We start from the raw sequence: 11777 nt of genomic DNA on the forward strand, positions 1-11777 counted from the left end.
GGGGGCGCCTAAGCGGACTTGCGTTGGCAGGCCAACGCTTCGCGCGCTTAGGTTCTTGTTTCGTCGCAGATTTTTGCCGCCGAACCGGTATCCGCTTCGGCGAAATCCGCTTAGGCGGACGGCGCCGCGACCCGGGCCTCGGCAACGGCCGGATGGCGCGCGAGGCGGGCGGAAAGGACGCTCAGATCCGTCCCGTCGGGGACCAGGATCGACAGGGTGACGGCGGAGGCGCCGGCGTCGAGGGCGAGGCCTTGCAGGCCGTAGCCGGCGCGCTCGGCCTCGCCGAGCAGGCGCGTGACGCCGTCGAAGACGTGGAGGATCCGCGCCCGGATCTCCACGGAATGCTCTTGAGGGTGCTCTTGCCCGCGAGCCATGCGCGTCCTCCCGCGACGCTTGATTTCGCACGACTGTAGCCCGGCCCGGCCGGATGGTCCTCGCCGATTTTCAGGGCTAAAGCGGGGTTCTGGAGAACGCCGCATGACATCGAAGGCCGATTCGCCGAACAGGCGTTCCGCGCGCGGCCCTGCGCCGCAGAAGGGTGTCGAGCCGCACCGGCTCGACGAGTTCGACAGGAAAATCCTCGGGGCCCTGCGGGCGGACGGGCGTCTGACGATCGCGGCGCTCGCCGAGCGGGTCGGGCTGTCGCAATCGCCGTGCTGGACGCGGTTGCGGCGCCTGGAGGAGGCCGGGCTGATCCGCGACTACGTCGCCCTGCTCGATCATCGGGCGCTCGGCATCCCGGACGTGGTCTTCATCGAGGTGACCCTCGACAAGCACGACGACGCGGTGCTGGAGGCCTTCGGCACCGAGATCCTGCGCATCCCGGAAGTGCTGGAAGTGCATCTGGTGACGGGCGAGTACGACTACATGATCAAGGTCGCGGTCAGCGGCACCGCGCATTACGAGCGCTTTCTCCGCGAAAAGCTCTACCGCATCCGCGGCATCCGCCAGTCGCGTTCGGTCTTCGCCCTGCGGACCCTGAAGCAGGAGGTCTCGGTCGATCCGGTGGCGATCGCCCGGCAGGCGCCCTGATCCGGGACCCGCGGCTGCGCCGTTGCCGATGGGGCCGGCGGCAACGACCATCGCTACGGTCGTTCCGGGATACGCAGCCAAATGGTTCGACGATCAGGAGTCATATTCGGCGGCTGTTGGCTCCCGCTGAAATGGATTGTTATTTGCCGGGTAAATATCAAATTATACTCCATGGTTTGTCCGTAATAATAAGGTAATTTATTTTGTGGCGTGTTATACCTTAAATATTTTCATGTAATAGCTAGTTTTAAACATAAAAATAACTCATGACAGATAGCTGTTATAGGTGGGAATAGGCCCATCCGGTGTCTCGCCATGCTGCGCAGTTCGAAGATCATCATCAAGGCCATCGTGCCGCTCGCCCTGATGGCGGTCATCGCCGCCGGGTTACTGGTCTATGCGATGACGAGCCTCGATGCTCTCGCGACGCGGACCAGGGTGATCGTCGACGTGGATGCCGCGCGGCTCGAACTGATGCTGCGCATCCGATCCCATATCAACGAGACCGCGATCCAGGCGCGGAACATGATCCTCCAGACCGACGCGACGGAGATGGCCGCCTCCAAGGCGCGCTGGGACGCCGCCTGGAAGTCCACGTTCGACGTCCTCGACACCCTGAGGACGATGGCGGATTCCCCGGAGCGCGACGCCCACAATCTGCTGCTCAAGGGCCTCCTGCAGGAGTTCCTCGCCGCCCAGGACCGGGCCAACGTCCTCGCTCTCAAGAACGAGAACGCAGACGCGATCAGGGCCCTGCTGATCGACGGCGACAGCCAGCGCACCAGGATCCGGGAATCCCTGAGCGAGAACGTCGACCGCCTGAGGGGCGAGCTGCAGCGCTCGCGCGACGATGCCGCGCAGGCCGTGTCGTGGGCCGGGCGGCTGCTGATCGGCGCCTCGCTCGCCGGTCTCCTCGGCGCCATCGCGCTCTCGGTCCTGATCGTGGTCTTCGGCATCACCCGTCCGCTCGGCAGCCTCGTCGGGGTGCTGCAGCGCATGGCCCGCGGCGAGATCGACGCCGAGATCCGGGAGGCCGCCCGCGGCGACGAGATCGGCGCCGTCGGCCGGGCGGTCGAGGGCATCAAGGCCATGGTCGCCCGCAAGGCCGCCGAGGAGGCGGAGGTCAAGCGCCGCGCCGACGAGGCTGCGGCCGCCGAGCGCCGCCGTACCATGATCGAGCTCGCCGACGGCTTCCAGCGCGCCGTCGGCGGCATCGTCGGCATGGTCTCGTCCTCGGCCACGGAGCTGCAGGCGACCGCCCAGCAGATGACCGACACCGCCCGGGAGACCGCCTCCCAGTCGACCACCGTGGCCGCCGCCGCGGAGGAAGCCGCCACCAACGTCAACACGGTCGCGGTGGCGGCCGAGGAACTCGGCGCCTCCGTTCAGGAGATCGGCCGGCAGGTGACCGGCTCGGCCCATCTCGCGCAAGCCGCGGTGGGCGAGGCGGGCCAGACCGCGCACCTCGTCCAGGCGCTCAGCCAGAACGCCGCCCGGATCGGCGACATGGTCGGGATGATCTCGGGGATCGCCGGCCAGACCAATCTCCTGGCGCTCAACGCCACCATCGAGGCGGCGCGTGCCGGCGCCGCGGGGCGGGGCTTCGCGGTCGTGGCCACGGAGGTGAAGGCGCTGGCCGAGCAGACCGCCAAGGCGACCCAGGAGATCGCGCGCCAGATCGGCGAGGTGCAGGGGGTGACCGCGCAGGCGGTGACGGCCATCGGTGCGATCACGGGCCGGATCCGGGAGATCGACGGCGTGGCGACGTCGATCGCGGCGGCGGTGGAGCAGCAGGGCGCGGCCACGCAGGAGATCGTGCGCAACGTCGCACAGGCCTCGGCGGGGACGACCGAGGTGACGGGCAACATCGTCGGGGTGGCGCAGGCATCGGAGGAGACGGGGGCCGCTGCCGGCCAGGTCCTGTCCGCCGCCTCCGAATTGTCGCGGCAATCCGAGCATCTCGGCGCCGAGGTCGCCCGCTTCCTCGCTACCGTACGGGCGGCCTGACGCCATTGCCCGACCATGGCCGGGATCGCGCCCGGCACGAGGCCGCGCGGCGAGGGAAGGCGCAGCATCCGCCCATCCCGCGAGGCCGGGCGGCGATCGACGGCCTTCGCAGGCTCACCCGCCGCCACCCCGCCGCGCCCGCACATGGTCCCGGGTGATGGCGTCGAGGGTCGGCGTGCCGAGCAGCGTCATCGCGTTGTCGAGCTCACCCCGAACGATCTCGATCGCCCGCGACACGCCCGCGGTGCCGCCGGCCGAGAGGCCCCAGAGGAACGGGCGGCCCAGGCTGCAGGCGGTGGCGCCGAGCGCCAGCGCCTTGATCACGTCGGTGCCGCGGCGTACGCCGCCGTCGAGGATCACTTCGGCCCGGCCCGCCACCGCGGCGGCGACGTCCGGCAGGGCCGTGATCGCCGCCGGCACGTCGTCGAGCTGGCGGCCGCCGTGGTTGGACACGATCACGGCCTCGATCCCGAGCGCCACCGCCCGCTCGGCATCGGCCGGGTGCAGCAGGCCCTTCAGCGCCATCGGACCGCGCCACAGGTCGCGGATGCGCGCGATGTCGTCCCAGTTCGCGGAAGGGTCGAACAGCGAGGCGACGTGCTGGGCGACGCTGGTGAAGCCGGAGCCCGCCGCACCGCCGCCGATCTGGAAATTGCCGAAGCCGAGGCGCGAACGCGCGGCGCCGGCGAGCCATCCCGGCCGGCGGGCGAGGTCGAGGGCGGTGGAGAGGCGCGGTTTCAGCGGCATGGTGAAGGCGTTGCGCAGGTCGCGCTCGCGCCGTCCCTGCACCGCGAGGTCGACCGTGAGGCACAGCACCCGGTAGCGCGCGGCGGCCGCGCGGCGCAGGAGCGCTTCCATCCACTCCCGGTCGCGCAGGAAGTAGAGCTGGAACCAGCGCTCGCCCTCGGGCGCGCCCTCCGCCACGTGCTCGATCGAGCCGACGGAGTTGGTCGAGAGGCAGTAGGGAATGCCGGCGCGCGCGGCGGCTCGCGCCCCCGCGACCTCGCCGTCGGGCCAGAAGAAGCCGGCGAGTCCCGTCGGCGCCATCATGATCGGCAGGGACGCGCGGTATCCGAGGACCGGGCGCGAGAGATCGCGGGTGCCGACGTCGACCCCGACCCGCGGCATCAGCATCCAGGCGTCGAACGCCTCGACGTTGTCGCGCAGGGTCCGCTCGTCCTCGGCGCCGCCGTCGATGAAGTCGAACACCGCCTTCGGCAGCCGCCGGGCGGCCTGCCGGCGCAGGTCCGCGATCGCGTGCGCCCGCTGCAGGCGGGCGGCCAGCCGGGCCGGGGCGGGCGCGGGTGCCGGCCGGGATGGCGGCACGGTCGGCTCGGTGGAGGGCCGGTGCGCGACGGCCCGCCCCGTCCGGCGCTCGTCTGCCTCCATGCCGGCCTCCCGCTGATCCCGTTTCGACGATCGGTAGCACCCGCGCCGCGCGGCTCGCAACCGCCGGGTCGGACGGCCGCGGAACGCGGGACGAGGTTGTGCGTCGATCCGGCTCCAGCCCTTGTCGGGCAAGGCGGCCCTTCGCGGGCGAGGGGCGACGGCATGACCGAGCGGGACAGTGCGGGGCGAGACCCCTCGGAGCGGGATTCTGCGGATCTCGCCCCGGCCGAGCACGACGAGATCGAGGACCGGTCGGCGCCCCGCGCCACGATCGTCCACGAGGTGGTGCGCAAGCAGGGCGAGGAGGAGCTGGCGCGTCCCGCCGGTTCGCTGCTCTGGTCGAGCGTCGCGGCCGGCATCGCCATCACGGCCTCGGTGATCGCGGAAGGAGCTTTGTACCACAAGCTGCCGGCCGGGATGGGGGGCCGCACCCTCGTGGCGCAGCTCGGCTATCCCCTCGGCTTCCTGATCGTGATCCTCGGCCGGATGCAGCTCTTCACCGAGCAGACCATCGTGACGGTGCTGCCCCTCGTCACCCGGCCGAGCGGCCGGGCGCTCGCCGGCACGGCGCGGCTCTGGGGACTCGTGCTCCTCGGCAACCTCGTCGGCACCGGCGCGGCGGCGGCGATCGAGACCTGGGGCGGCGTGGTCGGCCCGGACCTGCTCGCCGCCATGCAGGCGGTGTCGCGCGAGGCCCTGCTGCACAAGGCGCCCACCGACCTCCTGCTCCGGGGCATCCCGGCCGGCTTCCTGATCGCGACCGTCGCCTGGCTGCGGGCGGCCGCGAGCGGCGGCGAGATCTGGATCGTCTTCCTCCTCACCTTCGCGATCGTGCTCGGCGACTTCACCCACGTGGTGGCGGGGGCGGCGGAGGCCTTCCTGCTGCTCTGCGCCGGCGAGGCCGGTCCCGGGCAGGTCTTCGGCGGGATGATCCTGCCGGCGCTCGTCGGCAACGTGATCGGTGGTACCGGCCTGTTCGCGCTCCTCGCCCACGCCCAGGTGCGCCAGGAACTGTGAGGCGGCCCATGCTGCGGTGCGGCGGCCTGCCGATTTTCTCCGCGCCTCCCGCTTGGTAAGAGACCGCGTTCCACGCGCGGAAAAGCGAGACCCATGAGCTTCGTCCAGGCGGCCTTCGGCCGGTTCAAGCAGACCGTGACGGCCTATGCGGGCGACGAGCCGCTGATGAAGGCGGCGGTGTCGGCCTGCGCCAACGTGATCGTGGCCGACGGCGAGGTCGCGGGGGCGGAGTTCGAGACGGCGCTCAAGGGCATGCTGGCCGATCCCGTCCTCGAGAAGGGCTACGACAGCCTGATGCTTGAGGAAGAACTCTACGATGCGATCGGCCGCGCAAGGACCCGGGCCGGGCGGATGCAGAACATGCACTTCATCGAGGCCATCGCCGAGCGCGCGGCCGAGCAGCGCCAGAGCGTCTTCCTGATCGCCGCCGACGTCGCGGATTTCGAGGGCATCAGCCCCTCCGAGCACCGGGCCCTGACCGAGGTGGCGGCGGCGCTCGGGCTCGACCGGGACGCCCTGCTCGCCTGAGCGATCATCCCTCCCGGACCGCGCGCGGCGGCCCGTCGTTGACGCGGCTCCAGGCCCGCCGGAGTTGGCGCGGCGAGGCGAAGCCCGCCCGCTCGGCGACGCGCTCCATGTCGAGGCGGGTCTGGGCCAGGAGATCGCGGGCGAGCGCCACCCGCAGGCCGTTGATGTAGCGGGGAAGGCTCATCCCGGCATGGCGGTTGAACAGCCGCGAGAGGTGGCGCGGGCTGGTGGCGGCGAGGCCGGCCAGCGCCTCCAGGCTCCAGGCCCGGGCCGGATCGGCGCTCACCGCGTCCTGCACCCGGTGGATCGCCGGGTGGAGGTGGTTGCGCCCCGTGAGCCAGGGCGAGAGCTGCGGATCGTGGCCGGCCCGGCGCAGGTAGACCACGAGGTAGCGCGCCACCGCCGCCGCGCAGGCCGGATCGACGAGGCGCGCCACCAGATGCAGCATCAGGTCGATGCCGGCGGTGATACCCGCACTCGTCAGCCGCTCGCGGTCCTCGACGAACAGCCGGTCCTCCAGCACCCGCGCCGCCGGGGCGAGGGCGGCCAGCTCCGCGCAGGCCGCGTGATGGGTGGTGCAGGCATGCCCGTCGAGGAGCCCGGCCCGGGCGGCGAGCAGCGCACCGGAGCAGATCGAGACCAGGCGGTGGCCGGGCCGGATCTCGGCCCGCAGCCAGGCGACGATCGCGTCGTCCGCCGCCCGCTCGTCCTCGCCCGGGGGATCGGGATCCCCCAGCACCCATTCCGCCGTGCCGGCGAGCACCACGGTCGCCCCCTCCGGCAGCGGCGCGGGCAGGGGGCCGAGCCCCGAGAGCCCGAGCCCGATCGAGCTCGTGACCGTGGGGCACGGCCCGACATGGCCGACCCGGAAGCGGACCTTCTCCTGGATCAGGTTGGCCTTGCGCAACACCTCGACGGGCCCGGCGACGTCGAGGAGCAGGGTGCGGGGCGGGCACACCACCACGACCGCGATATCGCTCGGGGCGCTCACGCGGCCAGACGCGACGCCGGTCCGGCGAGCGCCTCCTCGACCGTGGCGATGCGGGCGAAGCGCCCGGCCAGGACCAGCTCGGTGCGGGCCCGGATCTCGTCGGCGCTCCACGACCGCCCGGCGGCGTCCGTCATCGCGAAGGTGAGCGTCGCCTCACCGACGTAATCGACGGCGTAGCCGAGGTCGGAGGCGTGGCGGGTCGTGGTCTCGCAGCATTGCTCGGTGCGGATGCCGCTGACGATCAGCCGGCGGATGCCGGTCCGGGTCAGCCAGACGTCGAGCCCGCTGCCGACGAGCGCAGAGTGGCGGCGCTTGTGGAAGACCGCGTCGGGGGCGATCCGCAGGGGTTCGAGTGTGCGGACATGGCCGGAGGCGAGGGAGAACGGTCCCTGATCCTCGACGTGGAAGACCTGCACCACGGGGACGTTTTTCGCCATAGCGCCATCGATCACGGCCTGCTGGCGATCGAGGAAGCGGGCGAGGTCCGCCTCGTCCCAGTAGGGACGGTGGCGGAAGGATTCCTGGACGTCGATGACGAGGAGCGCGGTGTCCGGCATGGGGCTCATCCTTATCGGGTGGGACGGCGCCAGGATAGGCGCCGCCGCGGGTCCCGAAAGGCCGCGCCCGGACCGGAAGCGGACGAAAAAGGACAGAGGCTCAGTGCGGCCGGAAGACCCGCAGCCGGTGCCCGTCGGGATCCAGCGCCACGAAGGTGCGGCCGAAATCCATGTCGGTCGGCGGCTGGAGGATCGACAGGCCCTTGGCCGCCCAGTCCGCGTGGGTGGCGTCCAGGGTGGCGTCGTCCGTGACCGTCAGGGCGATCTCGGCCCCGCCGCCGGTGGCAGAAGCGGCCGGCTCGACGGTGTGGCGGGACCACAGGCCGAGCTTCAGGCCGTTCTCGAAGACGAACAGAACGAAGGTCGGGCCCGCCTCGACCGGGGCGCGGCCGAGCAGGGCGGCGTAGAAGCGGCCGCTCGCTTCGGCGTTGTCGACGTAGAGGAGGGTATAGGTCGGCTGGAGCATCGTCTGGGGTTCCGTCTGGTGCGACGCCCTCTGTGTAGGAGGCCCCGCTGACAGATTCCGGCAGCAGCGGTCAGGCGGCGGGCGCGATGCCCTGGAGCGCCCGCCACTCGCGCAGCAGCGCGTGGCGGCGGCGGGCATAGCGCTCCCCGGTGAGGGTCAGGGTCTCGATCCGGTCGGTGCGGAAATGGCGAAAGTCGTTCCGTGTCTCGCACCAGGCGACGACGACCCGCACCCGCTCGAAGAAGCCGAGGGCGAAGGGCCAGATCACCCGCTCCGATCCCGCCCCGCCGGCGTCGCGGTAGCGGATCGTCACCTTGTGCTGCGCCCGGATGGCGCCGCGCAGGGCCGCGAGGTCGATGCGTTCCGGCACCGCCTCCGCCGGACCGACGATCAGCGTCGAGGTATCGAGCCGCTCGCGCAGCTCCGCCGGCAGGACCGCGGCGATCTTCGCGAGCGCATCGCCCGCGGCCGACGCCAGGGGCCCGTCGGTCCGCGTCGCCACCCAGCGCATGCCGAGGACCAGCGCCTCGATCTCCTCCTCGCGGAACATCAGCGGCGGCAGGGTGAAGCCCGGGCGCAGGACGTAGCCGAGGCCCGCCTCGCCCTCGATCGCCGCGCCCTGCGCCTGGAGGCTCGCGATGTCCCGGTAGAGGGTGCGCAGGCTGACGCCCGTCTCCTCCGCGAGATGCCGGCCGCTGACCGGAATGCGGTGGCGGCGCAGGACCTGCATGAGGTCGAGCAGGCGTTCGGCACGGGACATCGGAGTGGCTCGCGGCGGGTCGGACGCCGCGTCGTCGCAGACGGGGTGCGCGAACGGAAGCCCCGCGCGTCAGCGAGCTGCAACCACCGCCACGCCGGCCCCGATCATTGTTCCGCCGGCGACCCGGTTCGCCCGCCGGACCGCCGCACGGGTGCGGAGCATGCGCCGCAGCCGGCCGGCGAGGAGGACGTGGCCGCCGATCACCAGCGCCTCGACCGGGACGATCACCATTGCCAGGATACCGACCTGCGCCGGGGCGAGGGAGGCGCCGACGACGTTCGGCAGCAGGGCGAGGTAGAACAGCGGCATCTTCGGGTTGCCGAGGTTGAGGGCGAGGCCGGTCAGGACGCTCGCCGCGAGGCCCGGCCGCTTGCCACCCGCGCGCTCCGCCGGCAGCACGGGCTCGGCGGTCCAGAGCCGGATCCCGGTCCAGACCAGATAGGCGGCACCGGCATGGCGCAGGACCGTCATCGCCGTCCCCATCTCGCGCGCCACGACCGCCAGCCCGGTGGCGGCGAGCACGAGGAAGGCCAGGATGCCCGCCACCATGCCGAGCCCGTAGGCGATGCCGGCGGTGGGTCCGTGCGACAGGGTGCGGGCGACGATGGTCATGTTGTCGGGCCCGGGGCTCGCGGCGAAGACCAGGAAGGCGGCGGCGAAGGCAAGGAGGGTCGTCGGGTCCATCGGCGTGTCCCTGTCCGAGGTTGCGTCCGACGATCCTTCAAGATTCGGGCCGATTTCCGCTGGGTCAGCCCCGCGCCGCGGCGAGGCGTGGGGACCGGGCGCCGCGCCGCAGGGCCAGCAGCAGGGCGAGGGCGGTTCCGGCCGCGGCGGCGCCCGCCAGCGACACCGCCGGGAAGCCGAGGCCCGCATCGATCACCGCGCCGCCGAGCGCCGCCCCGATCGCGTTGCCGAGGTTGAAGGCGCCGATATTCATCGCCGAGGCGAGGTTCGGGGCCGACGCTGCCGCGCCCACCACCCGCATCTGGAGCGGCGGGACGAGGGTGAAGCTCGCGACCCCCCATAGGAAGATCAGCGGCACGCTGGCCCCTTCCGAGCGCATCCCGGCCGCGAACAGGACCAGCAGCACGACGAGGCCTATGAGCGACCCGAAGAGCGTCGCGTCGGGCGCGCGGTCGGCGAGGCGGCCGCCGAGCCAGTTGCCGAGGGCGAGGCCGAGCCCGTAGACGACCAGCATCGCCGTGACGAAGCCGGAGCCCGCCCCGGTCTCCACCCGCAGGATCGGCGCGATGTAGGTAAAGACCGTGAACATCGCGCTGGCGCTGAGCACCGTCAGCAGCAGGGCGACGAGGACGGAGCCGTGCCGCAGGGCCCGCAGCTCGGCGCGCATGTCGGTGCCGGCCTCCACCGGCAGCGGCGGCAGCGAGAGCCGCAGCGCCAGCATGGCCGCGGCGCCGATGGCGGAGATGCCCAGGAACACGGGGCGCCAGCCCAGCGCCTCGCCGATCCAGGCGGCGAACGGCACCCCGCCGACCGTCGCGATCGTCAACCCTGAGAACATCGCGGCGACTGCCGAGGCGCGCCGCTGCGGTGCCACCAGCCCCGCCGCGACGACCGCGCCGATGCCGAAGAAGGCGCCGTGGTTGAAGGAGGTGACGACCCGCGCCGCGAGCAGCGTGCCGTAGCCGCCGGCGAGGCCCGACAGCAGGTTGCCGAGGGTGAACAGGCCCATCAGGCCGATCAGCAGGGTCCGGCGCGGCGTGCGGGCGAAGAGCAGCGTCATCAGCGGCGCGCCGACGAGGACACCGCCGGCATAGGCGCTGACCAGCAGGCCCGCGGCCGGGATCGAGACCCCGAGATCGGCGGCGATGGTCGGCAGCATGCCCATCGGGGCGAATTCGGTGACCCCGATGCCGAAGGCGCCGAGCGCCAGCGCCAGGAGGGGTGGATTGATCGTCGTCGAACCGATCGTCATGGAAGCACTCCCCGGTTGTTCCGGGTCGGAATTATGTTGACGGTTCATCAGGCGGTAGCCAGGCTCGTGGACCAGGATCTGTGCCTGGGAGTCACGAATGCCGCGCGAGGCGACCGACAGGGCCGGGGAGATGGCGGCCTTCGCCGCGGTGGTGCGGGCGGGCAGCCTGTCGGGGGCCGCGCGGGCCTTGGGCCTCACGCCGTCGGCCGTCAGCCGCATCGTCGCGCGGATCGAGGCGCGGCTCGGCGTGCGCCTGATCGTGCGCACGACCCGCAGCCTGCACCTCACCGCGGAGGGCGAGACCTATGCCCGGGCGGCGTGCCGCGTGCTGGCCGATCTCGACGAGGTGGAGAGCACCATCGCCGACCAGGCCTCGCCGCGCGGCCGGGTCCGGGTCAGCGCCGCCACCGCCCATGGGCGTCTCGTCGTCGTGCCGCTGCTGGCGGAGTTCGTCGCGCGCTATCCCGAGATCACCGTCGAGATCGATCTCAGCGACGAGATCGCCGACGTGCTCGGCGGCCGGGTCGACGTCGCGGTCCGCTTCGGCCCGCTCCCCGACAGCCCGCTCACCGCCCGCCGCCTCGGCGAGACCGGCCGCATGGTGGTGGCGGCCCCGTCCTATCTCGCCCGGGCCGGCGTGCCGCGCGTCCCGGCCGATCTCGCGCACCACAACTGCCTCGATTTCAGCTTCCGGCGCATCGAGCCCGGCTGGCCCTTCCGCGAGGCCGGGCGCGACGTGCTGCTGGCGGTGCGCGGCAACCTCACGGCCAATAGCGGGGAGACGCTGGTGCAGCTCGCGGTCCAGGGCGTCGGCATCACCCGGGTCGGCACCTTCCACATCGGCGAGGAGGTGGCGAGCGGCCGGCTCGTCCCCCTCCTCGAGGCCTACAACCCCCAGGACCGTGAGAGCATCCACGCCGTCTTCGTCGGCGGCGCCACCATGCCGGCGCGAGTGCGCGTCCTGGTCGATTTTCTGGCCGAGCGCATGCGGGCGCGGGGCGGGTGAGGGCGCGACTGCGTGGGTCGGCTGGAGACGGGGAAAGAAATCCCTTCTGCCCGATCGCGCGGGACTGTGAGGGATGGAGACCCGCGGG

13 protein-coding genes are annotated in these 11777 nt (G+C 72.2%); 5 read left to right on the forward strand and 8 right to left on the reverse strand.

Features of this window, described 5'->3' with window-relative positions; all coding sequences use genetic code 11:
- Positions 1-110: 110 nt before the first annotated feature.
- Positions 111-374, reverse strand: a complete 264-nt coding sequence (locus QR78_RS18300; RefSeq protein WP_125901205.1) for a hypothetical protein — start codon at positions 372-374, stop codon at positions 111-113.
- A 103-nt stretch (positions 375-477) separates the two neighbouring features.
- On the opposite strand from QR78_RS18300, the gene QR78_RS18305 reads away from it, so the two are divergent.
- Both QR78_RS18305 and QR78_RS18310 read left to right on the forward strand, forming a co-directional pair.
- Positions 478-1032, forward strand: a complete 555-nt coding sequence (locus tag QR78_RS18305; RefSeq protein ID WP_082171935.1) for an Lrp/AsnC family transcriptional regulator — start codon at positions 478-480, stop codon at positions 1030-1032.
- A gap of 315 nt (positions 1033-1347) precedes the next feature.
- Entirely contained in the window at positions 1348-3039 is a 1692-nt protein-coding gene (locus QR78_RS18310; protein ID WP_048428996.1) for a methyl-accepting chemotaxis protein, read from the forward strand.
- Between the two features lie 114 nt (positions 3040-3153).
- Here the strand turns inward: QR78_RS18310 and QR78_RS18315 are convergent, their stop codons facing one another.
- Positions 3154-4428 carry an alpha-hydroxy acid oxidase gene (locus QR78_RS18315; RefSeq protein ID WP_082171934.1) on the reverse strand — a complete coding sequence of 425 codons (1275 nt, stop codon included), beginning with the start codon at positions 4426-4428 and terminating at the stop codon, positions 3154-3156.
- 162 nt (positions 4429-4590) lie between these two features.
- Here QR78_RS18315 and QR78_RS18320 point away from each other — a divergent pair, with 162 nt between their 5' ends.
- Complete coding sequence (locus QR78_RS18320) at positions 4591-5445, forward strand: formate/nitrite transporter family protein (RefSeq protein ID WP_048428997.1); 855 nt, start codon at positions 4591-4593, stop codon at positions 5443-5445.
- Positions 5446-5538: 93 nt separating this feature from the next.
- A complete protein-coding gene (locus QR78_RS18325; RefSeq protein WP_048428998.1) occupies positions 5539-5973 on the forward strand; it encodes a tellurite resistance TerB family protein in 435 nt (144 codons plus the stop codon).
- Positions 5974-5977: 4 nt separating this feature from the next.
- Here QR78_RS18325 and QR78_RS18330 read toward each other — a convergent pair whose 3' ends face one another.
- The 6 genes from QR78_RS18330 to QR78_RS18355 all read right to left on the reverse strand — a co-directional run bounded on the left by QR78_RS18330 (position 5978) and on the right by QR78_RS18355 (position 10683).
- The gene (locus QR78_RS18330) at positions 5978-6964 is read right to left on the reverse strand and encodes a GlxA family transcriptional regulator (protein WP_048428999.1); all 987 of its coding nucleotides are present in this window, start codon (positions 6962-6964) and stop codon (positions 5978-5980) included.
- Complete coding sequence (locus QR78_RS18335; protein WP_089504218.1) at positions 6961-7521, reverse strand: isochorismatase family protein; 561 nt, start codon at positions 7519-7521, stop codon at positions 6961-6963. Before QR78_RS18335 ends, QR78_RS18330 begins: the two co-directional genes overlap by 4 nt.
- 100 nt (positions 7522-7621) lie before the next feature.
- Positions 7622-7987 carry a VOC family protein gene (locus QR78_RS18340; RefSeq protein ID WP_048429001.1) on the reverse strand — a complete coding sequence of 122 codons (366 nt, stop codon included), beginning with the start codon at positions 7985-7987 and terminating at the stop codon, positions 7622-7624.
- A 70-nt stretch (positions 7988-8057) separates the two neighbouring features.
- Complete coding sequence (locus tag QR78_RS18345) at positions 8058-8747, reverse strand: helix-turn-helix transcriptional regulator (protein ID WP_048429002.1); 690 nt, start codon at positions 8745-8747, stop codon at positions 8058-8060.
- A 69-nt stretch (positions 8748-8816) separates the two neighbouring features.
- Positions 8817-9431, reverse strand: coding sequence for a LysE family translocator (locus QR78_RS18350; RefSeq protein ID WP_048429003.1), 615 nt, complete (start codon positions 9429-9431; stop codon positions 8817-8819).
- 64 nt (positions 9432-9495) lie between these two features.
- The gene (locus tag QR78_RS18355) at positions 9496-10683 is read right to left on the reverse strand and encodes an MFS transporter (RefSeq protein WP_048429004.1); all 1188 of its coding nucleotides are present in this window, start codon (positions 10681-10683) and stop codon (positions 9496-9498) included.
- Between the two features lie 97 nt (positions 10684-10780).
- On the opposite strand from QR78_RS18355, the gene QR78_RS18360 reads away from it, so the two are divergent.
- On the forward strand, positions 10781-11689 hold the full coding sequence (locus tag QR78_RS18360) for a LysR family transcriptional regulator (RefSeq protein ID WP_048429005.1): 909 nt from the start codon (positions 10781-10783) through the stop codon (positions 11687-11689).
- Positions 11690-11777 lie beyond the last annotated feature (88 nt).

Origin of the sequence: Methylobacterium indicum (assembly GCF_001043895.1) — a bacterium.
In the GTDB taxonomy this organism is placed as follows: domain Bacteria; phylum Pseudomonadota; class Alphaproteobacteria; order Rhizobiales; family Beijerinckiaceae; genus Methylobacterium; species Methylobacterium indicum.

What these genes read in the sequence shown, in the direction of transcription:
- QR78_RS18300 (WP_125901205.1), bottom strand. Translation starts at nt 374, where the DNA reads ATGGCTCGCGGGCAAGAGCACCCTCAAGAGCATTCCGTGGAGATCCGG.
- QR78_RS18305 (WP_082171935.1), top strand. Translation starts at nt 478, where the DNA reads ATGACATCGAAGGCCGATTCGCCGAACAGGCGTTCCGCGCGCGGCCCT.
- QR78_RS18310 (WP_048428996.1), top strand. Translation starts at nt 1,348, where the DNA reads ATGCTGCGCAGTTCGAAGATCATCATCAAGGCCATCGTGCCGCTCGCC.
- QR78_RS18315 (WP_082171934.1), bottom strand. Translation starts at nt 4,428, where the DNA reads ATGGAGGCAGACGAGCGCCGGACGGGGCGGGCCGTCGCGCACCGGCCC.
- QR78_RS18320 (WP_048428997.1), top strand. Translation starts at nt 4,591, where the DNA reads ATGACCGAGCGGGACAGTGCGGGGCGAGACCCCTCGGAGCGGGATTCT.
- QR78_RS18325 (WP_048428998.1), top strand. Translation starts at nt 5,539, where the DNA reads ATGAGCTTCGTCCAGGCGGCCTTCGGCCGGTTCAAGCAGACCGTGACG.
- QR78_RS18335 (WP_089504218.1), bottom strand. Translation starts at nt 7,521, where the DNA reads ATGCCGGACACCGCGCTCCTCGTCATCGACGTCCAGGAATCCTTCCGC.
- QR78_RS18340 (WP_048429001.1), bottom strand. Translation starts at nt 7,987, where the DNA reads ATGCTCCAGCCGACCTATACCCTCCTCTACGTCGACAACGCCGAAGCG.
- QR78_RS18345 (WP_048429002.1), bottom strand. Translation starts at nt 8,747, where the DNA reads ATGTCCCGTGCCGAACGCCTGCTCGACCTCATGCAGGTCCTGCGCCGC.
- QR78_RS18350 (WP_048429003.1), bottom strand. Translation starts at nt 9,431, where the DNA reads ATGGACCCGACGACCCTCCTTGCCTTCGCCGCCGCCTTCCTGGTCTTC.
- QR78_RS18355 (WP_048429004.1), bottom strand. Translation starts at nt 10,683, where the DNA reads ATGACGATCGGTTCGACGACGATCAATCCACCCCTCCTGGCGCTGGCG.
- QR78_RS18360 (WP_048429005.1), top strand. Translation starts at nt 10,781, where the DNA reads ATGCCGCGCGAGGCGACCGACAGGGCCGGGGAGATGGCGGCCTTCGCC.